This window comes from Pseudomonas sp. PB120, from assembly GCF_009761815.1.
Classification (GTDB): domain Bacteria; phylum Pseudomonadota; class Gammaproteobacteria; order Pseudomonadales; family Pseudomonadaceae; genus Aquipseudomonas.
On record NZ_RWIN01000038.1, the window covers coordinates 139,121 to 165,847 of the forward strand.

Here is a 26,727-nt window from a genome sequence, read left to right on the forward strand (position 1 = left end):
TGTGGATGCCATCATTGGGCGAGACCGTCGCAAGCACGCCACCCGCATCAGGTGGTAGCCGACGGAACGCACAACGCCCTGTGAACAGGGCGTTGGGTCAAGCGAAAACAACGGCTCAGCGGATGCCGGCGTTACGCAGCGCGGATGGCGTGAAGTCGGTCATCTTCGCCGTCATGCCATAAGTGGTTGCATGCTTGGCTTGGTTGGTCATCGCCAGCACGTTGTAGCGACCGGCAATCAAGTCGTAGATGCCGAGCATGGCGAAGTTGGAAGCGCCGCGCTCGTAGTCGTTGAGCGCATAACCTTCCGCGACACGCCACAGTTGGCCACGGCCGTCGTAGTGATCGACCTCTGCCAATTGCCAGGTGTCTTCGTCGAAGTACATGTCACGCTTGGCATACACATGACGCTGGCCCGGCTTCAAGGTCGCCTCGACGTGCCACACGCGGTGCAGTTCATAACGGGTCAGGTCCTGGTTGATATGACCCGGCTTGATGATGTCGTCGTACTTGAGCTTCGGTGATTGCAACCGATAGTTGTTGTACGGAATCAATAGCTCCTTTTTGCCGACCAGCTTCCAGTCATAGCGATCCGGCGCGCCGTTCATCATGTCGGTGTTGTCGGCGGTCCGCATGCCGTCGGAACCATTGCCCGGGCCGTCATAGGCCACTTGTGGTGCGCGGCGTACGCGGCGCTGACCGGCATTATAGACCCACGCCAAGCGTGGTTCCTTGACCTGGTCGATAGTCTCGTGGATCAGGATCACACTGCCGGCCATGCGCGAAGGCGCGGTGATTTCCTGTTTGTAGTAGTACAGAACGTTGTCGCCCTGCCCTGCTTCGACGCCTTCCATCAGTTGCGGGAACGCCAGCTTGTCGTCGTACTCGACGATGGAGTACGAGCCGTTGGTCTGCGGTGCAGCCTGAGCCGCCTGGCGCTCCATGTTGCCGCCGCGATAACGGTTGGTGTGGTTCCAGTAGACCTCGACGCCGTTCTTCGGAATCGGGAACGGATAATAACGGGTTTGCGCGAAGTTCAGCAGGCCATTGCCATCAGGGGTTAGTTCGGTGGTCACCGCACTTTTCTTGGCAATGTCATAGATGTTCTGTGGCGAAGCTGCTGTGCGCTGGGTCTTGTACACCGGAATTTTGTAGCTGTCCGGGTAGCGTTTGAACATCGCCAGCTGGCCGGGTGTCAGCTGGTCCTTGTACTGCTCGACATTGGCCGCGGTGATCACAACCTGTGGCTTCTCGCCAGCGAACGGATCGCCGAGAAAACCATTGTCGAGGGGCGCCGCGCCGGGTTTCAGACCGCCAGTCCACGCCGGAATGCTGCCGTTGGCATTGCCTTCTTTCTGAGCGCCCAGGGGCGTCAGCGTAGTACCCAGCTGAGCGGCTTCCTGGGGTGCGACGGCGGCCATGACGCTACTGGCCAGCAACGACAGACTCAGTGCGCCAGCGCGCAGAATAAAACGTGCGTTCATGTTCAGGATCCTCTGGCAACGTTGCATCAAAAATTCACGCCGAAGCTGAGCGCGACGTAGTCGCGATCGACGTTGGTGTTGAAATCGCCACCGAAGTAATTGGTGTAACTCAGGCTGGCGGTGTAGGTGTTCAGATAATCGGCATCCACGCCCAAGCTGACGGCTTTGGAGCCTTCATCGAAGTTAGGGCCATAGCCCTCGACGTCGTGGGACCAGGCGATGTTGGGCGACAGGTTGATGCCGGCGAACACGTTCTGGTAATCCAGCTTGCCACGCAGGCGATAACCCCAGCTGTTACTGGTGTAGAAACCATCGTTATTGCATTCCTGCGCCGGGTTGCTCGCCGTTGGCGTGCCCGGTGCGGTACCGCGACAGGTGGCTGCACCGGCAACGCCCGGCAGTTCACCGGAGCCGAATGCAGGGCTGCGACCGAAGCGCAGGTCCGTGCCATCCGCTTTGCCCAGGCCATTGATGTGGTTGTAACCGACTTCGCCCACCAGGGTCAGGCGGCTGGCGCCGAGCACCTGATCGAAGAACTGGGTGGCGGTCACTTGCGCCTGGGTCACTGGCATACGCTTGTAGCCGTTGACCTCGGCGCCCAGGTTGCGCCCGGCGAAACCGGTGGTGATCAGCGGCGATGTAGCGCCGAAGGTGGCGGCGGACAACAGGTCAGCCGTGTTCAACTGCAGCGGCATGTTTGGTCGGTAGCTGACTTCTCCACCCAGTGCCACGCCCTCGACGTTGGTCTGGAAGCTCAGGCCGTACAGGCGAATGTCTTCCGGATAATCGATGAAGTAACGGGCACTGCGCGCCGAGGCCACGCCACCGGCCGGGTTGCTCATTTGCGTGATGCTCAGGTATGGGTTGCGGCTGTGGTAGTTCATCGCGTAAGCGCCGAACTCAGTGTCGTTGGCCTCCGGCACATACCAGCGCAAAGCCAGTCCATATTGACCACTGTTACGTGCATCGTTGTCGTTCAGGCGAGGGATGAATGCGTCATCGGTACCGGCCGCGATGGCGGCCAGACTGCCTGTGTTTTTCGCTGCACCGGGCGGCAGGTCCAGACCGGCGATCACCAGACGGTCATCACAGCCTTGTGCTACGCCGTCGCTACCAAAGAACGTACCGCAGTTGTCGACGACCGATTTTTCCCACTGCAACTGATAAAACGCTTCCGCCGTGATGTTGTCCGCCAGGCCCTGAGACACGTAAAGCAGGTTGACCGGAATCAGGCCTTCCTTCACTTCCGCGCCAGGACGACGCAAGGCGGCGACGTCGACCGGGTTGATGCTGTTGATCGAGTTGCCGATGAATGTACTCTCGCCCCAGCTCACCACTTGCTTGCCCAGGCGTACGTTGCCGACCTGATCGCCGATGGTGTAGTTGTGGTACACGAAGCTGTCGAGGAACATCGCCCCGGACGATCTCGCCGCGCGATCACGACCGCTGTCATTGATGTCATAGAACGGACGGCTCTCGTCCATCAACTCGAAGTCATACCAATACTTGCCGCGCACGAAGGCACCGCTGTCGCCGAACTTCAGCTCAAGGTCATGCACACCCTTGAAGATTTTCGAGAAGGTTTCACCTTTCTTGAAGTTCAAACGGTTGTCATCGGTTGTGCGCGAGGCGGACTCGCCACCGGTTACGCCCTGGGAGTTGAAGTTGGAAATGAACTGTTTGTCAGGGTTTGCCGCGGACCAACTGGCACCGATCGACAGCGACGAATCAAACTTCCCTTCAATTTCCCCGATATTGAAATCGACCGCGTGAGCTTGACTGCTCGCGCAAGTGGCAACGACTACAGCTACGGCCAGCAGACTTGGCTGAAAGACTCCGCGCATTGTTGTTTTTGTCATGCGGTTTCCCCGGTTAAGGATGACGTGTTGAGAGCCCATGCTAGCGAGGCTCCCGGGATGCCCTCACACCCGAATGGGTGATTTGGAGGGCGTGTTTTTTGCGCTTTTTCTTGCGGTGTAACGACCCGTTTCGAGAGGCGCTCAGCGGGCGTTACGCTCGGTGACACTTACCCTGTGAAAGTCGCGGGTCGCTTCTCGATGAACGCGGCCACGGCTTCACGGTGATCAGCGGTCTGGTGCGACAGCACCTGGAAGGTCGCGGACATTTCCAGCAGCGTGTCGAGACGTGTGTGCAAGGCTTCGCGCAACAGGCGCTTGGCCAGACGCACGGCATGGGGCGGATTGACAGCAATGGCCGCGGCGATTTCCCGGGCACTGTCCAGCAGTTGTTCGGCCGGTACGACGCGGGACACCAGGTTCCATTGTTCGGCCTGGCGGGCGTCGATCATTTGTCCGGTCAGGGTCAATTCGGTAGCTCGCGACAAACCGATGATGCGCGGTAACAACCACGCCCCGCCGTCGCCGGGAATGATCCCCAGCTTGACGAAGCTTTCGGCAAACTTCGCCTGTTCGGACGCCACGCGGATATCGCACATGCAGGCCAGGTCGAGACCAGCGCCAATGGCAGCGCCATTGACCGCCGCGATCACCGGCACTTCCAGGTTGAACAGCGCCAGTGGCAACCGCTGGATGCCGGTGCGGTATACCTGACGCAACTCCATGCCCGACATTTGCGCGTAGCGGTCCATGTCGCGCACGTTGCCACCTGAGCAGAACGCGCTACCGGCACCGGTGATGATGACGGCGCGAACACTGCTGTCGCGTTCGATCCGTTCGATGGCTTCGAGGAACTCGGGTACGGCGCTGTTACCTGTCAACGGGTTGCGCCGCTCGGGATCGTTCATCGTCAGCGTGACGACATGCCCCTCTTGTTCGTACTTCAAAAAATGGCTCATAGGGTGGATTCCTCAAGCGGGTTGTGACGGGATGACGTTGCGCACGAACTCACTGGGGCCAACTTTCGGCTGCGCCAACAGCGCCTGACCAACAAGACTGTTCCAGTAAGTTTCGGAACCTTCGCTGACGCGCCACTCATGCAGGCGTCGGGTATACAGCTGCAAATCCAGCTCTTCAGTCACGCCGATGGCGCCAAACAGTGCGTGAGCCGTGGCAGTGACTTGCGGCACCGCCATGCTGGTGCGGGCCTTGGCCATGGCTGCGGCAATCGCGTCGGGAACCGAACGATTGCCGGTGAAGGCCCGTTCGGCGGCGATACGGGAAGCAGCGACCTGCTCGGCCATTACGCTGAGCTGATGCTGCACCGCCTGAAACTTGCCGATGGCCTTGCCGAACTGGACCCGGTCATTGCAGTACTCGAGTGTCATGTCGAGCGCCCTCTCCATGGCCCCGGCAATGGCCGCGGCATGAATCGCAGCGCTGAACAGACGAACCTCTTCGCCATTACCGCCCAACGAGATACCGTCGGCATCCTGTGGCCAATACAGCGTGGCGCACTGGCTGCCGTGGACACCGCTGCAAACGCGTCGCGCCTGACTGCAATCGAGCAACCTCAGCTCACCGCCCAGATTCACCAGGGCGAAATCGGCCAGTGCGCCATAAGGCATGCGCGGGGCGCACACACCGCCATCGGCCTCTCGATAAGCGGTGCCGGCCAGCGTCAGCATGCCGGTCGGTGGCGCATGCGGGCAGTCACGCATCAACGCCCGGGCGGCAATGCTCTGGGCGACCGGAAGCGGCAAGGCATAACGTCCAAAGGCGAGGAAAATCGGGAACACCGCGGCCAGCGACAGCCCCGCTCCGTCGGCCACTTCCGGTGTCAGCAGTTCCAGAAAACCACCGTCCTCCAGCTCACGCCACAACGCGGTGGCGCGATCACCGTTTTCAACCGCGCGGACCTGTGCCGGTGTGCACAAGTCGTTCAGTATTTTCTCTATGGCTTCAGTGAACATGACGATGTTTTCCTATTCGATATCAACGCAGGCCCAGACCACGGGCGATCATGCCGCGCAGGATTTCCCGGGTGCCGCCGCGCAACGAGAAGGTCGGAGCGACCTGATTCAGGTAGGCGACGGTCCGGTACAACTCCTCGTCGATCGGAGCATCCGGATCAGCGCTGATCGATGCGGCAATCGCCCCCGGAATCGCCTGTTCGAATTCGGTGCCGATGTCCTTGACCAGCGCTGCCTCCACCACCGGGCTTTCGCCCTTCGCCAGCAAGGCTGTCAGCGCCAGCGACAGGTTGCGCAGGCTGGTCAATTGCGTGATGAAACTGCCGAGCAATGCCGTTTCGGCGGCGCTGGCACCATTGCGACGCAGGGTGTCAGCCCACAGATCGAGCAGCACCACACTGGAGTAGAAGCGCTCAGGCCCGCTGCGTTCGAAGGCTAATTCGGCGTTGACTTGTTTCCAGCCGCTGCCCTCCTCGCCCACCAAGGCGTCTTCGCTGAGCAGCACATCGTCGAATGCCACCTCGGAGAAATGCGCATCACCGGCGAGGTCGACAATCGGGCGAATACTGATGCCCGGCTGCTTGAGATCGATGATGAATTGCGACAGTCCGCTCTGGCGGTCTTCGGGCGCACCGCTGGTACGGACCAGGGCGATCATGTATTCGGCGTGATGTGCGTTGGTGGTCCAGATCTTGCGCCCGCTCAGGCGCCAGCCACCTTCGCAACGGGTGGCGCGACTGCGCACGCTGGCCAAGTCGGAGCCCGAATTGGGCTCGCTCATGCCAATGCAGAAGAACGCTTTGCCGGCGCAGATGCGCGGCAGGTAGAAATCTTTCTGCGCATCGCTGCCAAATTTCAGGATAAGCGGCCCGCTCTGGCGATCGGCGATCCAGTGCGCGGCGACCGGGGCACCGGCCGAAAGCAATTCCTCGACCAGTACAAAGCGGCTGAACGCATCCAGCCCGGCACCGCCATAGGCTTGCGGCAACGTCAGGCCGACCCAGCCACGCCGGGCCAGTTCGCGGCTGAATACGGCGTCGAATCCGGTCCAGCTGCGTGCTCGCACATTGGCCGCTACCCTTGGCAGATGTGCTGCCAGAAAGGTTTTGACCTCGCTGCGAAAGGCTTCCGCGTGTTCCGGTAGCGTGGTCAAACGAAAGGCGTCGAGCAGGCTACTCACTGGCCACCTCCGTAGACTTTGCCGTAGAGCGTCACCACACACGCGCCGCCCAGGCCCAAGTTGTGTGCCATTGCCAGGCGCGCACCTTCGACTTGGCGCTGATCGGCGTTGCCGCGCAGTTGCTGGGTCAGCTCATAGCACTGCGCCAGACCGGTAGCGCCGAGGGGATGGCCTTTCGACAACAGGCCGCCGGACGGGTTGACGACGATTTGCCCGCCGTAGGTGTTGTCACCGTCCATGACGAATTTTTCCGCGCCGCCTTCGGAGCAAAAGCCCAGCGACTCGTAACAGATCACTTCATTCTGGGCGAAGCAGTCGTGCAGTTCGCAGACATCAATGTCTTGCGGGCCGACGCCGGCCTTCTCGTAGACCTGGCCGACGGCTGCGTGGGTCATGTGCGTGCCGACCCAGTCGAGCATCGACGGCTTTTCGAAGTTGAAGGATTCAGGGGTGTCGGTGGTCATTGCCTGGGCAACGATTTCCACGTCACGGCGCAGGCCATGCTGCTTGGCAAAACGCTCGGAAACCAGGATCGCCGCGGCGCCGCCGCAGGTTGGCGGGCAGGCCATCAGGCGGGTCATGACGCCAGGCAGAATCACCGGGTCGTTCATCACGTCTTCGACGCTGAGCACCTTGCGAAACAAGGCCATTGGGTTGTTGGCTGCATGACGGCTGGCCTTGGCGCGCACGGCGGCGAAGGTTTCCATTTTCATGCCGTATTTCTGGATGTATTCGCGCCCGGCACCACCAAAGGTACGGATAGCCTGTGCCATGCCTTCCATATCGGCGGTGAGCCCACGCAGGATCGGCAGGAAACGCTCGCGGGTCGGTGGACGGTCATCCCAATGGGATTTCAGCGCGCCGGCCTGCATTTGCTCGAAACCCACCGCCAGGACGCAATCGACCGAACCGGATTCGATGGCCTTGCGCGCCAAGTACAGCGCGGTGGAACCGGTGGAGCAGTTGTTGTTGACGTTGACCACCGGAATCCCGGTCATGCCCACTTCGTACAACACGGTCTGGCCGCAAGTGGAATCGCCATAGACATAACCTGCGTACGCCTCTTGCACCAGCTTGTAGTCGATACCCGCATCGGCCAGGGCGCGGCGCACCGCTTCGGCGCCCATCTGTATGTAGGTCGGGCTCTCGCTCGGCTTGCGAAACGGGATCATGCCGACACCGGCTACCAGTACTTTTTCGCTCATGTTGTCACCTGAGAAAATGAGGGGAAAGGATCACAACTGGCGCGCGATGAGTTCGCGCAGCACTTCGCTGGTGCCACCGAAGACGCGGGTGACGCGCATGTCGACGAAGGCGCGGGCGATTGGGTACTCCATCATGTAGCCGTAGCCGCCGTGCAGCTGGACCATGTCGTCGATGCACTTCCACAGGGTTTCGGTGGCATAGAGCTTGGCGATGGCCGACTCCTGCACCGTCAGGCGACGCCGCATGTGCTCGCCGATGTAGTGGTCGATGGTAAGGCGCACGGCCGTGGCCTGAGCCTTGATGTCGGCCAGCTTGAATTTGGTGTTCTGGAAGTCCCAGACGGTCTGGTTGAACGCCTTGCGGTCCTTCACGTACTCGACGGTCTGTTCCAGCAGGCGCTCGAGTTTCACGGCGCAGTACAGCGCGATAACGAGGCGCTCTTGCGGCAGCTCTTCCATCAGGTGCATGAAGCCTTTGTTTTCTTCACCGAGCAGGTTGCCCACCGGCACGCGCACTTCGTCGAAGAACAGCTCTGCGGTGTCGGCGGCGTGCTGGCCGACCTTTTCCAGCTTGCGTCCACGGCGGAAACCCTCACGGTCACACTCGACCATGATCAGGCTGCAGCCCTTGGCACCGGCACTTGGATCGGTCTTGCACACCACCACCACCATGTCGCAGGTCAGGCCGTTACTGATAAAGGTCTTGCTGCCGTTAATCACCCACTCGTCGCCGTCGCGCACGGCGGTGGTGCGGATCGCCTTGAGGTCGGAACCGGTGCCCGGTTCGGTCATGGCGATCGCCAGGACGGTTTCACCGGTGCAGATTTTCGGAAGCCATTTGTGCTTCTGTTCTTCGGTGCCCAGACGCACGATGTACGGCGCGGTAATGTCGGAATGCACGCCCAGGCTCCAGCCCGAGACACCGGCGCGGTACAGCTCTTCTATCAACACCGCCGAGTGCCCGAAATCACCGCCACCGCCGCCGTATTCGGTGGGTACGGTGAGGCACAGCAGGTTGTGGCGACCGGCCTTGAGCCAGGTTTCCCGGTCGACCTGCCCGGCCTCGTCCCACTGCGCCTGTTTGGGCAGGCATTCACGCTCGAAGAAACGCCGCGCGGTTTCGCGCAGCATTTCGTGGTCTTCACGGTAGACGGTACGGTTGATGTGCATCGGGATCTCCAGTGGGTGGCCAGGCAAGGCTTGCGCCGGGTTCGTGGGTTCACTGTATTGAGGTGGGTGGTGCCTGAAGCCACCCGGATCGGGTAGCGATCGGGTGGATAAAAAACCTTCGAAAAAAAAACGACCCCCTGTAGGAGCGAGCTTGCTCGCGATGGATTCAAGGACACCGCGGGTAGTCAAGCCGCCCGCGTCATCGTTAACGACCATCGCGAGCAAGCTCGCTCCTACAAGGATTTGCGCAGTTCGCGCTTGAGGATTTTGCCGGCGGCCGAGAGGGGTAATGTGTCGCGGAATTCGATGCTCTTCGGGCACTTGTAGCCGGCGATGAATTCACGGCAATACTGGCGCAACTCTGCTTCGTCGACCTCCGCTCCAGGCTGGCGCACCACCACCGCATGCACCGCTTCGCCCCATTGCTCGTGAGGGATGCCGATCACCGCCGCCATCGCCACCGCCGGGTGCCCCGCGAGGACGTTTTCCACCTCGGCCGAATAAACGTTCTCGCCGCCACTGACGATCATGTCCTTCAACCGGTCGACGATGAACAGATAACCCTGCTCGTCCATATAGGCGCCGTCGCCGGTGTACAGCCAACCGTCACGCAAGGCCCTGGCGGTTTCCTCGGGTTTGTTCCAGTAGCCGAGCATGATGTTCGGCCCACGCACGATGATTTCACCCACTGTTCCCCGTGGCACTTCACGCCCGTGCGGGTCGACAATCTTCACGTTCACGCCCAACCCGCCCCGCCCGACCGAACGTGACAAACCACTTTGGCGTGCCTCGGGCGTGTGGTTCCACGGCAGGTTGCTCGACACCACCGGGCACGCTTCGGTCAACCCATAGGAATGAGACAGCTCAAGGTGCGGCAGCCTTGCGAGCAGTTGCTCCACCATCTCGCCGGCGCTGGGCGACGCACCGTAGGTCAGGCGAACCAGACTGCCAAGGTCATAGCGATCAAAGTCGGGATGGGCCAGCAACGCCAGGATCATGGTCGGCACCAGCAATGTCTCGGTGATCCGCTCTCGCTCGATGATGTGCAGCAGGCCTTCAGCGTCGAAGCTCGGCACCAGCACGTGGGTTTCGCCGGCCAGGAACTGGATCAACGCCCGCGCCATGCCTGCAACGTGGAACAACGGCGCCACGTGCAACAACCGGCCGCCACGCACCGGCGGCATATCGACCATGCGCGGCATGCACGCCGACCACAGGTTCAAATGGGACTGCATCACGCCCTTGGGAAAACCGGTGGTGCCGCCGGTGTACATGATGCAGGCGAGGTCATCACCGCCCCGGCCGGCGTCCTCGACCGGCGCCGCCTCGGCAATCAATTGCTCGAAGCCGAGCATGCCCGTCGGCACTTCACCTTCGCCCGCATAAATCAGCAGCGGCGCCTGGCGAGCGGAGTTTCGAATGCCAACGGCCAGCGCGGCAAAATGCTCGTCGACCAACAAAATCCCCGTGCTGCAATCGTCCAGTGAGTAGACGATTTCCGGCACGCTCCAGCGACTGTTGACCGGGTTGAGCACCCCGCCGCCCCACCACACGCCCATGATGTATTCGAGGTATCGATCGGAGTTGAGCGCGAACATGCTGACCCGATCACCGGGCGCCATGCCCAGCGCTTGCAAGGCCGCGGCGAGACGAGCCACGCGTTCGCCGAACTGGCGATAGGTCTGGCGGCGCGAACCGAAAATCGTCGCGAGGTGGTCCGGGGTTTGTTGCAACGTGCGTTGCAGGCATTGGGTCATGTACATGCTGTCAGCTCACGCCCCGATCCCGTCCGGCCCAGAACGGTTCGCGCAGGTCGCGCTTGAGCACCTTGCCGGCGCCGGACAGCGGCAACGCAGCGCGGAATTCGACCGACTTCGGCGTCTTGTAGCCGGCGATCTGTCGACGGCAATGTTCGATGATCTCTGCGCCAACGACTTCGTTGTCCGGCTTGAGCACGATCACCGCGTGCACCGCTTCGCCCCACTGCACGCAAGGAATGCCGATCACTGCGCACGCCGCGACAGCCGGGTGACTGGCAATCGCACTTTCGACTTCACCCGAATACACGTTCTCGCCACCGCTGACGATCATGTCTTTGAAGCGGTCGACGATGTAGAGATAGCCATCCTCGTCCATGTAGGCGCCGTCGCCGGTATGCATCCAGCCACCGCGCAGGGCCTCGGCGGTTTCTTCGGGCTTGTTCCAGTAGCCAAGCATGATGTTCGGGCCACGGACCAGCACTTCACCAACCGTGCCACGCGGCACCTCGTTATCGTGCTCATCGACAATGCGCACTGTCACGCCCAGCCCGGGGCGCCCGGCCGAGCGCAGTCGACCATTGGCGATGCCTTCGGCGCTGTGGTTTTCCGGGCCGTTGGCGGAAATCGGCGGCGCGGCTTCGGTCATGCCGTAGCCCTGGGTGAACTCGACGTTCGGCAAGACCTTCAGTGCCAGTTCCAGCAGCGGCACGGCAATCGGCGAGGCGCCGTAGGTCAGGCTGCGCAGGCTGCCGAGATCAAACGAGGCAAATTGCGGGTGCATGATCAGCGCCTGCAGCATGGTCGGCACAATGAGGATATCGGTGATGCGCTCGCGCTCGATGGTGCGCATCACGTCCAGCGCCTCGAAGGCCGGGACGAAGATGCCCGGCAAGCCCAGCAACGAAATCAGAATCACCCGGGACAGCGCCGCCATGTGGAACATCGGCGCGATGTGCAGGGTCAGTGCATCCTCGGACACCGGCACGTCGGCGGCACGGGCCACGGCGGCGGTCCAAAGGTTCATGTGGGTTTGCATCACGCCTTTTGGCCGGCCGGTGGTGCCGCCGGTGTACATGATGCTGGCCAGGTCGTCGCCGCCCCGGAAGGCATCATCGACCGGCGAGGCATCACGGATCAGTTGCTCGAAAGACAACATGCCTTCGGGGGCCGGGCCGTCGCCGACGTGAATCAGCAGCGGCCGTACTTTGGCCGAACTGGCGATGCTGTCGGCCATCGGCAGGAAGGCGTCATCGATCATCAGGATGTGCGTGTCGCAGTCATCCAGCGAGTAGACGATTTCCGGCACGCTCCAGCGAATGTTCACTGGATTGACCACGCCACCGCCCCACCAGGTGGCGAGGAAATATTCCTGGAAGCGGTCCGAGTTCAAGCCGAGCAAACCGACGCGGTCGCCAGTCTGCATGCCCAGCGCCTGCAACGCACTGGCCAGTCGGGCCACGCGGTCGGTCAGTTCGGCATAGGTGCGGCGCCGGTCGCGGAAGACCGTCGCCAAGGCATGGGGGCGCTGCTGCAAGGCACGGTGCAGTCCTTGGGTCAGATACATGGTGGTTTCCTGTGAATTATTGTTGTCAGGCAAGGGTGGCGGTCAGGCGCCGATGTATTTGGGCGAGCGCTGTTCGGCCAGGGCGATGCGCCCCTCGGTGTGATCGTCGCTGTCACGCAGCAAGCCCCAGTGCAGGTGGGCCTGAATCACGAAATCCCGCGGCGACAGATGCGCGGTCTGTACCGCCAGTTGTTTGATCGATTGAACCGCCAGCGGGCCATTGGCAGCGATGCGTTCGGCCAGTGTCAGGGCGGCGGGCATCAGTCGTTCCGGCGGCAACAGGTCGATGATCAAGCCAATGCGCAAGGCTTCCTCGGCGTTGATCGGCTCACCGGTCAGGGCCATTTTCATGGCGTGGGCGGCGGGTATTGCGCGCAGCAGGTATTGCACGCCTCCGGCGGCCGGAATGGTTGCACCGCGCACTTCCGGCAGGCCAAACGTGGCGCTGGAAGCGGCGATCCGCAGGTCACATTGCAGCGCCAGTTCAAGGCCGCCGCCCAGGCACTCGCCGTTGATCGCAGCGATCACCGGCTTCCAGATCTCCAGGTCGCTAAGGTCGAACAGGCGGGCATAGCCCCCCTCCTCGGCTTCGGTCTCGCGGCTTTTCAGCGCGCCGGCGACAAAGCCGGCCAGCGCCGCGGACGGCTCGCGCAGGCCGGCCCCACTGCAAAACGCCCGTTCGCCGGCGCCGGTGAGCACGATCACGCGCACCTGCTCATCATCCTGGCAAGCCACCAGCGTCTTGCGCAGGCGCATCAGGTCGCTGATGGTCAGCGCATTGTTCGACGGTTGCGCATCGAGCGTAATAACTGCCACGTGCTCGATGATCTTGAACTGAATGGCCATGGGCTAACTCCTGCGCTCCGGGATATCTCTGTGGTTTTTTTGTTGTTATGAAGTGGCTATCAGGCTTTGAACCCCAGGCCCCGCTCACGTAAACGCTCGATTTCAACGGAGTCGAAACCCCAGTCGCGCAGCGCCTCGGCGCCGTGTTCGCCCCGTTGCGGTGCCGGTCGGGGTTGCGCCGACGGAGTGCCCTGGAAGCGCGGGGCCGGCACGGGCTGAACCACGCCGTCGACCTCGATGAAGCTGCCCCGCGCCACGCTGTGCGGGTGTTCGGCGGCTTCGGCTAGCCCGAGCACCGGCACGACACAGGCGTCGCTGTTGGCGAAGGCCTCGGCCCACTGTGCGCGGGTGCGACTGAGGAACGCGGCGGTAAAGGCTGCACGCAAGCGCGGCCAACCGGCCCGGTCGTGTTGACGCGGGAGATCGGCGTCGGCCAGCCCGAGGATGTCGAGCATTTCAGCGTAGAAGCGCGATTCGATCGGCCCGATCGACATGTGTTGCCCGTCGCGGGTTTCATAGGTGTCGTACCACGGCGCGCCACCATCGAGCAGGTTGCTGCCGCGCTGTTCGGTCCAGTGACCGCCGGCCAGCAGGCCCCAGATCACCGAGCCCAGTTGCGCGGCACCTTCGGTCATCGCGGCGTCGACCACTTGGCCGGCCCCGCCGCGCTGCACATTCACCAGCGCCGCGAGCACGCCCATCGCCATCAGCATGCCGCCACCGCCGTAATCGCCCACCAGGTTCAGCGGCGGCACCGGCCGACCACCGGCCGGGCCGATAGTGGAAAGCACGCCAGACAAGGCGATGTAGTTCAGGTCATGGCCGGCACGGTCGGCCATCGGCCCGGTCTGCCCCCACCCGGTCATGCGCGCATAAACCAGTCGTGGGTTGCGGACCAGGGCAACTTCCGGCCCCAGGCCCAAGCGTTCCATCGTGCCCGGGCGAAAACCTTCGATCAGCACGTCGGCACGCTCGATCAATTCCAGCGCGGCGGCGACACTTTCCGGGCGTTTGAGGTCCAGCGTGACCGAGCGCCGGTTGCGCCCGGTGACGTCGGCGCGCTTGCCCTCGAGTTTCGGACCGAGGTCACTCGCCGCGACCGGCCGGTCGATCCGCACCACGTCGGCGCCCATGTCCGCCAGCAGCATCGTGCCAAAAGGCGCCGGGCCGATTGCCTCGAATTCCACCACCCGAATGCCGCTCAGTACGCCCATTGCTGCCGCTCCACAGTTATGACGGAGCGCCAGACAGCCCTCCTGTGTTGTGCCATCCAGTTAATCAATCGATGCGCCTGCGACCACCACCCGCATCGGGTGGCGGAGGTCAAACACAGGGTCATGAGTGGCGAACGGTGCGTTACACTCGTTTGGATTGATGCACGCCCATAACAAAAAGATTCGGACAGCCCCATGGACAAACCCAGCAAGTCCAACGCCTCGGACACGCCCGCCAGCCTGGCCTTGAGTCCGACACAGTCGCCGATTGTCAGCACCAAGCTGATTCCGCCGCGCAGCGCCGGGCGCCTGATTTCCCGCGAGCGGCTGCAGGACCAGATGCTCAAGGCGCGCCGCCAGCGCTGCATCGTGCTCAAGGGGCCGGCGGGTTGCGGCAAGACCTCGACGCTGATTGCCTGGCGTCAGGCATTGCTGCCGCTGGGGTTTGACGTGGCCTGGCTGACCCTGTCGGCCGACGACAACGAGCTGACACGCTTTCTCGACTATTTGCTGGCCAGCCTCGGGCAGGTCGACCCCGCCCTCGTTCACGAAGCCATCCAGCTGGAAGGTCGCGGCATCGACAGCGAAGCGGTGGAACGCACGGTCATCACCCTGGTACGCAGCATTGCCAGCCGGCCCCGGGAATTGGTGCTGGTGCTCGACGACCTGCACCACCTGACCGACGTCGGCATCCATCAGGCCTTGCAATGGCTGATCGACTACGCGCCGGCCAATTTGCACCTGGCGCTGGTGTCGCGCAGCACGGTGCCATTGTCGCTGGCGCGGTTGCGCAGCCAGGACCGGGTGCTGGAATTGAATTTGCGGGATTTGCGCTTCACGCCCCTTGAGTCCGAACAGTTTCTCAAGGCTCAGCTGGGCGACATCAGCGCCCACGACGCCAAACGAATGCACGAGTTGACCGACGGCTGGGTCGCCGGGCTGCAACTGCTCGCCGTCAGCCGCAAGAAAAACCGCCCGGTGGCCGCCTCCGCCGACCAGGCGCAAGTGCGCGACGATCAGGCATTTGCCCGATTTTTTGAAGTGGAAGTGCTGTCGCACCTGTCGCCGACGGATCTCGACCTGATGCTGCTGATGGCCGTCTGCAACCGCTTTTGCGCCTCGTTGTGCGCGACCCTCAGCGGCCATCCGGAAGCGGTGAGTGCGGCCAATGACCTGCTGGCGCGCCTGGAACGGGACAACCTGTTCCTGATTCCAGTAGACAGTGCAGGCCGCGAAACCTGGTATCGCCTGCACCCGCTGCTGCGCGAAACGCTGCTCAAGTACTTCGATTCCCGAAGCAAGACCGAACAACAGGCAGTGCACGCACGGGCGTGGGCTTGGTTCCGTGATCACCAGCACCTGGACGAAGCTGTGCACCACGCGGTGATGGCGGGCGATCCTGATTCCGCGGCCGATCTGGTGCAGCAAAACGCCGAAGCGCTGTACGCCCATGGCGACTTGCGAATGTTGATCGAATTGGTCCGGCTGCTGCCGGTGGAGCACGTCCAGGCACGGGTCAAACTGCGCATCCTCAAGGCGCGGATGCAGCTCTACGCCAGGGATTTCGTGGCGTGTACCCGCAGCCTCGAACACCTGTTCAACGACGTACCTGACAGCCAGGTTCATGATCGCTTCATGATCGCCTTGCTACGTGCCTCCCTGGCACTGCAACAGGACGATACCGACGCGGCGATGAGGCTCTTGCCGCAATTACTGGCCCCACCGCCGGGCAGCAATGCCGTGGCGATCGGCTCTTGCACCAATATTCTGTCCTGGCTCTACATGCACCGGGGCGAATACGAAAAGGCGCGGCAGGTGCAGCTCGACCGGCCGGCGTTGTTGATCAATGGCGAACCCTTTCTGGGGACTTCGGCGGGCAGCCTTCAGGGACGCTGCCTGATTGGCTTGAGCCATGCGCTCGAAGGTCAGATGAAGCAGGCGGAACGGGTGTATCGCGATGTGATGCATGAGGCGGCGCAGTGCGGCAAGACGGGGACCGATGCGACGTACCTTTCTGCAGCGCTGCTGGGCGAGGTGCTGTACGAAACCAATGAGGTCGACGCCGCGTTCAACCTGCTGTCGGGTTGGGTCGACATTCTGGAGCGGATCTCGATTCCCGACTCGGTGCTGCGTGTGCTTCAGGTGCTATGGAATACGCAATGGCTGGCGGGCAATCGCCAGGAAGCCATGGCGTTTGTCGAGCGACTTGATGAGTACGCGATCAAACTGGGGCTGGATCGCCTGCAGGCTTACTGCCTGACCTGGCAGGTGCGTTGGCTTTTGATCCTCGGTGAACCAACGCAGGCCTACGCCAAACTGACGCGCCTGGAGGCCATTGACGCGCGCAATCCGGATGCTGGGCAGACGGCACTCAAGGAAATCCATGTCCTGGCCGAAAATGCGCGGGCACGTTGGCAACTGGCCCAGGGTGATCTGGACGGTGCCTTGAAACGCATTGAACAGCTGATCGTCGCCTGTGAGTCGTACCGCCGCCAACTGGGTGTGGTACGCCTGTTGGTACTGAGTGCGGTGATCGAGTCCCAGCGCGGTAATCCGCAGGCCGCGCGCGACAAGGTCATGGAAGCGTTGCGGCGCGGGCAACGGTTTGGCTTGTTGCGCAGCTTGCTCGATGCGCACCCGGATGCACTGGATCTGATCCTGGACATTACCGGCAAGGAATCGTTGGACCCGGTGCTGGCGTACTACGTCGAGCGACTGCAAGCGGCCCAGTTCACCGCGCCCGCCGTACCGACCGACAAACCTGCCCCGGCGGCCACGGGCAAACCGCTCGCCGCCGGCATGGAGCCGCTGAGCGAACGGGAAATCGAAGTCGTGCGCCTGCTGGCCCAGGCCTTGCCCAACAAAAAAATCGCCCGCGCATTGGGGCTCTCCCCCGAAACCGTGAAATGGCACCTGAGCCATATCTACAGCAAACTCGGCGTCAACAGCCGCGATGAGGCGGTCGCACGGGTGCGGGATCTGGAATCGCAGCAGGATGAAAGCTGAGAGTTCCTTCAACGTCCTTGGCGACTGACACACCGCCTTCGCGAGCAAGCTCGCTCCAACAGGGACTTATGGCGTACACAGGATTTGTGAACACCCAGAATAACTGTGGAAGTGAGCCTGCTCGCGATGAGGCCGGCACATTCAAAATCCATGGTGACTGAAACACCGCCATCGCGAGCAGGCTCACTCGTACAGGGAATTGCGGTGTTTCGGGTTTGTGATTTTTGTCTCGCCACCCACCTCGGGTGGCGTTCGGGCCGGGCCCCCCGCCTATCGTAATCCTCAGTTCAAAGGCGCAAGTCGCGCCTTGCGTCAGCGCCTGGCACCTGCAGGCCTACGATCATTGAGGAGCCTTGCGTGCATATCGCCCGAACCGTTTTCCGCGACGACCATGAGATGTTCCGCACCACCGTGCGCCGTTTTTTCGAACGCGAATGCCTGCCGCGCCAGGCTGCTTGGGACAAGGCCGGTCAGGTCGACCGCGAAACCTGGCTCAAGGCCGGTCGCGAAGGGTTGCTCGGCATCACCCTGCCCACCGAATACGGCGGTGGCGGTGGCGATTTCGGCCACTGCGCGGTGTTCAACGAAGAGTTCGCCCGGGCCGGCGTGAGCGGAGCCTATTTCGGCATGCACTCCGACGTCATCGCCCCTTACATCAACCGTTGCGGCAGCGAAAAACAGAAGCAACAGTGGCTGCCTGGCATCTGTTCCGGCGAGATCATCCTGGCCATCGCCATGACCGAACCCGGTACCGGCAGCGACTTGAAAGCCGTGCGCACCACCGCCGTGCGCGACGGTGACGAATACGTGATCAACGGCAGCAAGACCTTCATCAGCAATGGCCTGACCGCCGACCTGGTCATCGTCGTGTGCAAGACCGATCCGGCTGCAGGCGCCAAAGGCATCAGCCTGATCGCCGTCGAAGCCCACCGCGCCGGGTTCAAGCGCGGACGCAAACTGGAGAAGGTCGGCCAGCACGCACAAGACACCGCCGAACTGTTCTTCGACAACGTCCGTGTGCCGGTGGGCAATCGCCTCGGCGAAGAGGGCCTGGGCTTCACCTACCTGATGGGCGAACTGCCGCAAGAGCGCTTCTCCATCGCCGTGTCCGCCGCCGCCAAACTCGAACGCCTGCTGGAGCAGACCGTCGACTACGTGAAGGACCGCAAGGCCTTTAACCAGACCGTCTGGGACTTCCAGAACACCAAATTCAAGCTCGCTGACATCAAGGCCCAGGCCACCGCGATGCGGGTGATGGTCGATTTCTACCTCGGCGAGCACATGCGTCGGCGCCTGACCCTCGAAGAAGCGGCCATCGCCAAGCTCTACACCACCGAAACCCTGTGGAAATGCATCGACGATATGGTCCAGCTCCACGGCGGCTACGGCTACATGATGGAGTACCCGATTGCCCGCGCTTTCGTGGACACCCGCGTCAACCGCATCTACGGCGGCACCAGTGAAGTCATGCGCGAACTGATCGCGCGCAAGCTCTGACCCTCGAACAACAATAAGGAAAAAGCACAATGAGCCAACAGGTATTCGTTGCTGGCGTCGGTATGATCCAGTTCAAGAAGCCGGGGACCAACGACCCCTACGACGTCATGGGCGAACAGGCGATCCGCCAGGCCCTTGCCGATTGCGGGCTGGACTTCAACGACATTCAGCAGGCCTACGCCGGGTACGTCTACGGCGACTCCACCTGCGGCCAGAAGGCCCTGTACCGCGTGGGCATGACCGGCATTCCGCTGGTCAACGTCAACAACAACTGCGCCACCGGTTCCAGCGCCCTGTTCCTCGCCCGTCAGGCGGTGCAAAGCGGTGCGGTGGACTGTGCCCTGGCGTTCGGATTCGAGCACATGAACCCCGGCGCACTGAAATCCGCCTGGAGCGACCGCGCACCGGCCACCGAGCGCGCCTTGGTGTTGGCAAACGAGCTGATCGGCATGCCTGACCTGCCCAACGCCATCCGCCAGTTCGGCGGCGCCGGCTACGCGCACATGCAAAAGTACGGCACTCGACTGGAGACCTTCGCCAAGATCCGCGCCAAGGCCAGCCGCCACGCCGCCAACAACCCGCTGGCGGTGTTCCGCAACGTGGTCAGCACCGAAGAAGTCATGGCCGCTCCGATGCTGTGGGAAGGCGTGATGACCCGCCTGATGGCCTGCCCGCCGACCTGCGGCGCGGCCGCCGCTATTGTGGTGTCCGGAGCCTTCGCAAAAAAACACGGCCTGCGTACCGACGTGCTGATGGCCGGCCAGGCGCTGACCACCGACCTGCCGAGCACTTACGACGCCAAGGACATGATCCGCGTGGTCGGTTTCGACATGACCCGCATGGCCGCCGACATTGCGTACAGCCAGGCCGGCATCGGCCCGAAAGACATCGACGTGATCGAACTGCACGACTGCTTCGCGCAAAACGAACTGCTGACCTACGAAGGCCTGGGCCTGTGTGAAGAAGGCGGTGGCGAGCGCCTGGTCAACGATGGCGACAACACCTACGGCGGCGAATGGGTCACCAACCCGTCCGGCGGTCTGCTCTCCAAAGGCCACCCGCTGGGCGCCACCGGCCTGGCTCAGTGCTACGAGCTGACCCATCAGTTGCGCGGCACCGCCGAGCAACGCCAGGTGCAGAACGCACGCATTGCCGTGCAACACAACCTTGGCCTGGGCGGCGCCTGCGTGGTGACCGTGTACCAGAAAAACTGACGCGCCCGCTCAGCAAAGGAGCCATTCAGATGATCGACAAAAAACACATCGGCCGCCAACTGCCGACCTTCCTCGCCACCGCCGAGGCCGGGCAACTGCGCTTCTTCGCCAAGTCCATCGGTGAAACCAACCCGATCTACTTCGACGAACAGGCGGCGCGCGATGCCGGGCATCCGGGCCTGCCGTTGCCACCGACCTTTCTGTTCTCGCTGGAATTCCAGATTCCGTCCAACGCCTGGCGCGACGAACTGGGCATCGTCACCGCGCGCATCCTGCACGGTGAAGAGTCGTTCCGTTATCACCGCATGGCCTATGCCGGCGACACCTTGCGCTTCGATGTGCGCATCGCTGACATCTACGACAAGAAAGGTGGCGCGCTGGAGTTCGTGGTGCGCGAAACCCGAGTCACCAATCAGCGCGGTGAGCACGTTGCGGATCTGCGCAGCGTGCTTGTGCAGCGCAACAGCTGAAGCGGAGAACCCTGATGAACGCGATAAGCCTGGAAAAAATCAACATCGGCGACACCCTGCCGCCCCTGGCCCTGCCGCCGGTCAATCGCACCACCCTGGCGCTGTTCGCCGGTGCGTCGGGCGATCACAACGCCATTCACATCGACACCGATTACGCACGCCGCGCCGGCATGCCCGATGTGTTCGCCCACGGCATGTTGTCGATGGCCTACCTCGGCCGCCTGCTGACCCAGTGGGTCGATCAGCGCCAGTTGCGCGAGTTCGGTGTGCGCTTTCTCGGCATCACCCACCTGGGCCATCAGATCACCTGCACCGGCACCGTCGTCGACCGCTTTGAAGTCCAGGGCGAGCAACGCATCAAGGTCGAAGTGCGCACCACCAACCAATACGGCGAGACCAAGATTGTTGGTGACGCCGTGATCGCTCTGTAAATAAAACTGATAACTGAGGAGCAACACCCCATGGCAAAACTCGACGGCAAAGTCGCACTGGTCACCGGTTCCGGCCGCGGCATCGGCCAGCAAATCGCCCTGAAACTGGCGAGCGAAGGCGCACGCATCGTGATCAACGACCTGGACGCCGATCCGGCCCACGAGACCGCGGAACTGATCCGCAAGAGGGGCGGTGAAGCCGCGGTCTGCCACGGCAACGTCAGCGCCCCGGACTTCGGCGACCGCTACATCAAGACCGCGATGGACACCTTTGGCGGCATCGACATCATCGTCAACAACGCCGGTTACACCTGGGACGACGTGATCCAGAAGATGAGCGACGAGCAGTGGTACGCGATCCTCGACTGCCACATGACCGCGCCGTTCCGCATCCTGCGTGCGGCCTACCCGATCATCAAGGCCCAGGCTCAGGCGGATGCAGCCGCCGAGCGCGAGGTGTTCCGCAAAGTGGTGAACATTTCTTCGGTGTCGGCCCTCAACGGCAACGCCGGACAGATGAACTACTCTTCGGCCAAGGCCGGTGTGATCGGCATGACCCGTGCGCTGGCGCGCGAGTGGGGCCGCTTCAAGGTGAACGTCAATGCCGTGGCCTTCGGTTTCATCGAAACCCGCATGACCAAGGCCGACGCCCACGCCGGTGCGACCGTGAACATCGAAGGCCGGGACATCCGTGTCGGCATCAGCCCGGAAGCCGCCAAATCCTTCGCCCAGCGCAACCCGCTAGGTCGTCCGGGCACCGTGCAGGAAGCGGCGGACGCGGTGTATCTGTTCTGCTCGCCGGAGTCGAACTACATCACCGCACAGACCATCGCTGTCGCCGGCAATCTGCAATAAATAAAACCGTAGGAGCGAGCGTGCTCGCTCCCACAGGCCGCAGGATCAAACCATGAACATGACTGAAAACAACATCCGCCTGGCCGCCATCAAACTGATCTCGCGTAACGGCTACGGCTCGATGAGTCTGCGTCAGCTCGCCACTGAAGCCGGCGTCAACGCCTCGACGCTGTATCTTTACTACAAAGACAAGAACGAACTACTGCTGGAGCTGATCCTCGAGTACTTCCAGGGGTTGTCTCGGGAGTGGACCCGGCGCCGGCCGAAAAAGGCTGTGACCGCCGATGTAAAACTGCGCGCCTTTATCGCCTGCCACGTGCGCTATCACCTCGAACATCAGGACGAGGCCAAGCTCGGCAACCTGGAGTGCAGAAGCCTCGACGAAGAGGATCTGGAACAGGTCCGCCAGGCCCGGCGCCTGTACCTGAAAGCGTTGCAGGAACTGCTGGAACAGGGCGTCAAGGATGGTTCGCTCAGTTGCGCCGAACCGAAACTGATGGCGCGTACCCTGTTCAACATGCTTACCCACGCCTGCGTCTGGTACCAGGACAAAGGTTGCTGGGGCATTGATGACGTTATTCGACATTACTCGGAGCTGGTGCTGAAAATGCTCGGTGTCACACCCGTCCCGTCGCCGCGGGTCTGCGCCCCGCGAACCGTGGTGAATCGGCGCTCCGCACCGATGGAGATTCGTTCATGAGCGACCTCATGCAGCCGTTTTCCATGGCCGGCAAGACGGTGCTGGTGGCCGATGCCACTACCCGCCTGGGCGCGCATTTCGCCCGTCTGATCAGCCTTGCCGGAGCCCGGGTGGCGCTCGGCGCGCAGCACCCTTCGCAACTGGAGCAATTGGCGGCAGACCTGCGCTGGGAAGGTGGCGAAGTGTTGATCGTCAGTCTCGACAATGCACGTCGACCCAGCATCGAAGCCGCGCTAGACGTCGTGCAGGAACGTTTCGGCAGCGTTGATGTACTGATCAACAACAGCTGCGAACACGAGCACATGGCCCTGAACAATCACCTCGTTCACTGCACCAGCCTGCATATGATCAGGGCAGAACGCGGTGGCAGCATCGTCAATATCGAGCCGCCCCGCCCCATCAGCGTGCCCAACCCCTGCCTGCGCAGCAACAGCAGCCTGATCCGAATGAGCCGTGCCATGGCCCAGTCGCTGACGCCACACCGCATTCGCGTCAACGTCATCGCTGCCGGTCGGGACAAGGGCGCCGCCCTTCAAAAACTAAACGGCCCCCTGCTTTTGCTGGCCAGCGGTGCAGGTGCCAGCGTCACCGGTGCCGTGCTGCACATCGACAGCCACAACATCTGAGCGAACGCCCACCTACCGTAGACGCTGGCTAGCCGGCGAATATGCCTACAAACATTACGCCGCTGTCAAAACGCCATCGCTGGCAAGCCATCGTCTACGGAAGACTGACTCTAACCACGTGATCCGCATCGCCCGGCCAGTTTTCGCAGCCACCTGATTTGGGTGGCGTGTCGACGCGCAAGACGCTCGAACATGGAGACTGGTCGCCCTGCGCGACGCCCGTCAACAAGGAGCCAGTCAGATGACTCGCATAAAAAAGTGGCTGCCGAAACTCGCCCTGATGGCGACTACGGTCATGGCGCTGTCGGCAACGGCCGGCGCCGCGGAAAAACCCAACATTCTGGTGATCTTCGGCGATGACATCGGCCAGACCAACATCAGCGCCTATTCCATGGGTGTGGTCGGCTACAAGACGCCGAACATCGACCGCATTGCCCACGAAGGTATGCTGTTCACCGACTACTACGCGGAGAACAGCTGCACTGCCGGACGCTCGTCGTTCATCACCGGGCAGTCACCGCTGCGCACGGGTCTGACGAAAGTCGGTGTACCGGGTGCGCCCATCGGGATACAGAAGCGCGACATCACCATCGCCCAGGCGCTCAAGTCCCAGGGATATGCCACCGGCCAGTTCGGCAAGAACCATCTGGGTGACAAGGACGAGTTCCTGCCGACCAACCACGGTTTCGACGAGTTCTTCGGCAATCTCTATCACCTCAATGCCGAGGAAGAACCCGAACGCCCCTACTGGCCCAAGGATGACCCGGACTTCGTCAAATCCCGCACCCCACGCGGGGTGATTCACAGCTTCGCCGACGGCAAGATCGAAGACACCGGTGCGCTGACCACCAAGCGCATGGAAACCATCGACGATGAAACCACCGCCGCCGCCCAAGCGTTCATCGAGAAACAGGCCAAGGCGGATAAACCTTTCTTCGTCTGGATGAACACCACCCGCATGCACGTGTTTACCCACGTGCGTGATTCGATGAAGGGTCAGAGCGGCATGCCCGGCAACGAATATGCCGATGGCATGCTCGAACACGACGGCGACGTTGGTAAACTGCTGAAAACCCTTGATGACCTGAAAATCGCCGACAACACCATCGTGGTCTACACCACCGACAACGGCCCGAACCAGTTCTCCTGGCCGGACGCGGCGACCACGCCGTTCCGCAACGAGAAGAACTCCAACTGGGAAGGCGCCTATCGTGTTCCGGCCATTGTGCGCTGGCCAGGCAAGATCAAGGCAGGTGAAGTGTCCAACGAGATGTTCTCGGGCATGGACTGGTTCCCGACGCTGCTCGCTGCTGCCGGCGAAAACGATGTAAAAAACAAGCTTCTCAAAGGCTGGGCGCCCACCTCGGGTGCCAGCAGTTTCAAGGTCCACCTGGACGGCTACAACCAACTACCCTACCTGACTGGCCAACAGCCCAAGGGCGAACGTCGCGAGTTCTACTACTTCAACGATGACGGCGTGCTGGTGTCGATGCGCTACGACAACTGGAAAGTGGTGTTCGCCGAGCAACGCGAGCCCGGAGGCTTCATGGTATGGAGCAGCCCGTTCGTGCCGTTGCGCGTGCCCAAACTGTTCAACTTGCGGATGGACCCCTATGAAAGGGCCGACATGGTCTCGGATCAGTATTACGACTGGACCGTGAAGAACTCTTACCTGCTGGCAGCGGGTGTGGCCAAGGCGGCCAGGTTCCTGCAAACCTTCGTCGAATATCCACCGAGTCAGAAACCAGCCAGCTTCAGTGTTGACCAGATCCGTGCTGCCGTAGATGCCAAAATTGCCGAAAAAATGAAAGCCACACAGTAAGACCGCTCGACCGCCGCTCGCTCTTGCCGGCGAGCGGACTTTTTTATGGAATGCGAACACATTCGCTGTCGGAGCTGGCAAGTCGGATGGCCGCACCGCAGCTCCAACAGGATTCGTGTTTAATTTGAGTTTTATATAAGGCCATCCGCAATATCCTCACGTGTCGCCAGCATATCGTCGGCCATACCTGCCCCTTACGTCGCCTGCCCGGCACTGTGGATCCCCGCCATGTTGCTGTCGACAACTGAGCACATTCACTCAATCACCCCCTACAAATCCACTCGATCATTGACCCGCATTCCACCGTCGCGGGTCATTGAATAATGAAGGTCTTCACCCAATTCTTAATCGGGTCCGTAGTGTTGTTCGCACTGACCGAAACCGCGCTCGCCGGTGGTTTTACCGATGATGCCAAAACCGACGTACTCGTTCGCAACTTCTACCTGAACAGCGACTACCGCTCGCCATCGCCCAGCGGAAAAAATTACAAACAGGAATGGGCTCAAGGGTTTATCGGTACGTTCGTATCCGGTTTCACCGAAGGAACGATCGGCTTCGGTCTCGATGCCCATGCTTTTTACGGGCTGAAACTGGACGGCGGCAAGGGTCATTCCGGCACTGGATTGCTGCCGGTGGACAGCGACGGTCGCAGCGAGAGCGACTATTCCAGCGCTGGCGGCGCGCTCAAGCTGAAAACTTCGCGCACCATCCTCGCCTTTGGCGAAATGACCGTAGAGACACCGGTATTCGATACCTCGGACAAACGCCTGCAACCGGAATACGCCACGGGTTTTCTGCTCAATAGCCGCGAAATCGACAATGTGAACCTGGTCGCCGGGCATTTCACTGCGTTCAAGAACCAGGACCAATCAACCGGCAAGGGCGACTTTCAGGGGTATGGCGCCAACACGAAGGCTGGCGGCATCAGCTTTGTCGGCGCGGATCTGTTCAGCGACAGTCCACTAGGAGGTGCGCTGTACGCCTCCGACCTCAGTGAAACCTGGCACCAGTACTATGCCAATCTGCACTTCAAACAGTCAGGTGTATTGCTCGACGCCAACCTGTATCACACCAGGGATTCTGGTGAGGCACTGGCCGGAGAAATCGATAACACCGCTTTCAGTCTCTCAGGCAAATACAAATTCGGACCCCATGCGGTGCTGCTCGGCTGGCAACGGATCAACGGCGACACGCCATTTGATTTCGTCGGCGGCGACTCGATCTATCTGGCCAACTCGATCAAATACGCTGACTTCAATGGCGCTCACGAACGCTCGTGGCAAGCCCGTTATGATTTCGATCTGGGTGCGTTCGGCATTCCCGGTCTGAATTTCATGACCCGCTACGTGTCCGGCAGCCACATCGACGGCACCCACGCACCCAAAGGTGGCGCCTATAACCCGTTCGACGCGGACACCGGTGAGTACCAGCCACAACAAGGCGACGGCGGCCGTCATTGGGAGCGTGATATCGACCTGCACTACGTCGTCCAGTCCGGTGCGGCCAAGGATCTTTCAGTGCAACTGTCCCACGTCTCGCACCGGGCTAATAGCGCTCAGGCGGGTGATGACATTGACCGGATCTACGTGGTGATCCAGTACCCGCTGGGGTTCTGAGTGCGGATGTTTAACCAAGCAACAACTAAAGGTTCACAAATCCCGATTTAATGAACCTTCAAGCGGTGTGAATATCTGAAGCCATGATTTCGCTCCCGCGCTTGATCCGTCACCCGCTCCGCCCTTCCTTCCCGAAGGCAAAAGCCCGTTCCTGCGAAAACCCCCTCTCCAATATCATTCTGGCGTTCTGGGCGCTGTTTCATTGCCGTCATGCGCGCCCGCCAGATGCAGTCATCGCA

General features: G+C 61.7%; 21 protein-coding genes. 10 read left to right on the forward strand and 11 right to left on the reverse strand.

The features are described 5' to 3' along the window. Positions 1 to 115: 115 nt before the first annotated feature. The 11 genes from EJA72_RS06965 to EJA72_RS07015 all read right to left on the reverse strand — a co-directional run bounded on the left by EJA72_RS06965 (position 116) and on the right by EJA72_RS07015 (position 14,251). Positions 116 to 1,483, reverse strand: coding sequence for a DUF1329 domain-containing protein (locus EJA72_RS06965; RefSeq protein ID WP_157710751.1), 1,368 nt, complete (start codon positions 1,481 to 1,483; stop codon positions 116 to 118). 26 nt (positions 1,484 to 1,509) lie between these two features. Then, the gene (locus tag EJA72_RS06970; RefSeq protein WP_157710752.1) at positions 1,510 to 3,342 is read right to left on the reverse strand and encodes a DUF1302 domain-containing protein; all 1,833 of its coding nucleotides are present in this window, start codon (positions 3,340 to 3,342) and stop codon (positions 1,510 to 1,512) included. Positions 3,343 to 3,509: 167 nt separating this feature from the next. Further along, positions 3,510 to 4,298 (reverse strand): crotonase/enoyl-CoA hydratase family protein, encoded by a 789-nt coding sequence (locus EJA72_RS06975; protein WP_157710753.1) that lies wholly within the window; start codon positions 4,296 to 4,298, stop codon positions 3,510 to 3,512. Positions 4,299 to 4,310: 12 nt separating this feature from the next. Continuing rightward, a complete protein-coding gene (locus EJA72_RS06980) occupies positions 4,311 to 5,312 on the reverse strand; it encodes an acyl-CoA dehydrogenase family protein (protein ID WP_157710754.1) in 1,002 nt (333 codons plus the stop codon). A 22-nt stretch (positions 5,313 to 5,334) separates the two neighbouring features. Beyond that, positions 5,335 to 6,492, reverse strand: a complete 1,158-nt coding sequence (locus EJA72_RS06985; protein ID WP_178129133.1) for an acyl-CoA dehydrogenase family protein — start codon at positions 6,490 to 6,492, stop codon at positions 5,335 to 5,337. Next, positions 6,489 to 7,697 carry a lipid-transfer protein gene (locus tag EJA72_RS06990; protein WP_157710755.1) on the reverse strand — a complete coding sequence of 403 codons (1,209 nt, stop codon included), beginning with the start codon at positions 7,695 to 7,697 and terminating at the stop codon, positions 6,489 to 6,491. The genes EJA72_RS06985 and EJA72_RS06990 overlap by 4 nt, the downstream gene beginning before the upstream one ends. 30 nt (positions 7,698 to 7,727) lie before the next feature. Further along, positions 7,728 to 8,867 (reverse strand): acyl-CoA dehydrogenase family protein, encoded by a 1,140-nt coding sequence (locus EJA72_RS06995; RefSeq protein WP_157710756.1) that lies wholly within the window; start codon positions 8,865 to 8,867, stop codon positions 7,728 to 7,730. A gap of 233 nt (positions 8,868 to 9,100) precedes the next feature. Then, positions 9,101 to 10,630, reverse strand: a complete 1,530-nt coding sequence (locus EJA72_RS07000; RefSeq protein ID WP_157710757.1) for a long-chain fatty acid--CoA ligase — start codon at positions 10,628 to 10,630, stop codon at positions 9,101 to 9,103. Positions 10,631 to 10,634: 4 nt separating this feature from the next. Further along, positions 10,635 to 12,224 carry a long-chain fatty acid--CoA ligase gene (locus EJA72_RS07005; RefSeq protein WP_256679641.1) on the reverse strand — a complete coding sequence of 530 codons (1,590 nt, stop codon included), beginning with the start codon at positions 12,222 to 12,224 and terminating at the stop codon, positions 10,635 to 10,637. Positions 12,225 to 12,233: 9 nt separating this feature from the next. Continuing rightward, complete coding sequence (locus tag EJA72_RS07010; protein ID WP_157710759.1) at positions 12,234 to 13,037, reverse strand: enoyl-CoA hydratase/isomerase family protein; 804 nt, start codon at positions 13,035 to 13,037, stop codon at positions 12,234 to 12,236. 59 nt (positions 13,038 to 13,096) lie between these two features. Next, positions 13,097 to 14,251: a CaiB/BaiF CoA-transferase family protein gene (locus EJA72_RS07015; protein ID WP_157710760.1), complete on the reverse strand. Its 1,155-nt coding sequence runs from the start codon at positions 14,249 to 14,251 to the stop codon at positions 13,097 to 13,099. A 195-nt stretch (positions 14,252 to 14,446) separates the two neighbouring features. Here EJA72_RS07015 and EJA72_RS07020 point away from each other — a divergent pair, with 195 nt between their 5' ends. From EJA72_RS07020 to EJA72_RS07065, 10 genes are all read left to right on the forward strand, one after another. After that, entirely contained in the window at positions 14,447 to 17,257 is a 2,811-nt protein-coding gene (locus EJA72_RS07020; protein WP_157710761.1) for a LuxR C-terminal-related transcriptional regulator, read from the forward strand. 396 nt (positions 17,258 to 17,653) lie between these two features. Further along, entirely contained in the window at positions 17,654 to 18,754 is a 1,101-nt protein-coding gene (locus tag EJA72_RS07025) for an acyl-CoA dehydrogenase family protein (RefSeq protein WP_157710832.1), read from the forward strand. 29 nt (positions 18,755 to 18,783) lie between these two features. Next, a complete protein-coding gene (locus tag EJA72_RS07030) occupies positions 18,784 to 19,968 on the forward strand; it encodes a lipid-transfer protein (protein WP_157710762.1) in 1,185 nt (394 codons plus the stop codon). Between the two features lie 29 nt (positions 19,969 to 19,997). Further along, positions 19,998 to 20,438 carry a MaoC family dehydratase N-terminal domain-containing protein gene (locus EJA72_RS07035; RefSeq protein ID WP_157710763.1) on the forward strand — a complete coding sequence of 147 codons (441 nt, stop codon included), beginning with the start codon at positions 19,998 to 20,000 and terminating at the stop codon, positions 20,436 to 20,438. A 14-nt stretch (positions 20,439 to 20,452) separates the two neighbouring features. Then, on the forward strand, positions 20,453 to 20,869 hold the full coding sequence (locus tag EJA72_RS07040; RefSeq protein ID WP_157710764.1) for a MaoC family dehydratase: 417 nt from the start codon (positions 20,453 to 20,455) through the stop codon (positions 20,867 to 20,869). Between the two features lie 30 nt (positions 20,870 to 20,899). Beyond that, positions 20,900 to 21,724, forward strand: coding sequence for an SDR family NAD(P)-dependent oxidoreductase (locus tag EJA72_RS07045; RefSeq protein WP_157710765.1), 825 nt, complete (start codon positions 20,900 to 20,902; stop codon positions 21,722 to 21,724). A 52-nt stretch (positions 21,725 to 21,776) separates the two neighbouring features. After that, positions 21,777 to 22,424 carry a TetR/AcrR family transcriptional regulator gene (locus EJA72_RS07050; protein WP_157710766.1) on the forward strand — a complete coding sequence of 216 codons (648 nt, stop codon included), beginning with the start codon at positions 21,777 to 21,779 and terminating at the stop codon, positions 22,422 to 22,424. Further along, entirely contained in the window at positions 22,421 to 23,050 is a 630-nt protein-coding gene (locus EJA72_RS07055) for an SDR family NAD(P)-dependent oxidoreductase (protein ID WP_157710767.1), read from the forward strand. Before EJA72_RS07050 ends, EJA72_RS07055 begins: the two co-directional genes overlap by 4 nt. Before the next feature lie 241 nt (positions 23,051 to 23,291). Continuing rightward, on the forward strand, positions 23,292 to 24,872 hold the full coding sequence (locus tag EJA72_RS07060; RefSeq protein WP_157710768.1) for an arylsulfatase: 1,581 nt from the start codon (positions 23,292 to 23,294) through the stop codon (positions 24,870 to 24,872). 323 nt (positions 24,873 to 25,195) lie between these two features. Next, positions 25,196 to 26,488 (forward strand): OprD family porin, encoded by a 1,293-nt coding sequence (locus tag EJA72_RS07065; protein WP_157710769.1) that lies wholly within the window; start codon positions 25,196 to 25,198, stop codon positions 26,486 to 26,488. Positions 26,489 to 26,727: the final 239 nt, after the last annotated feature.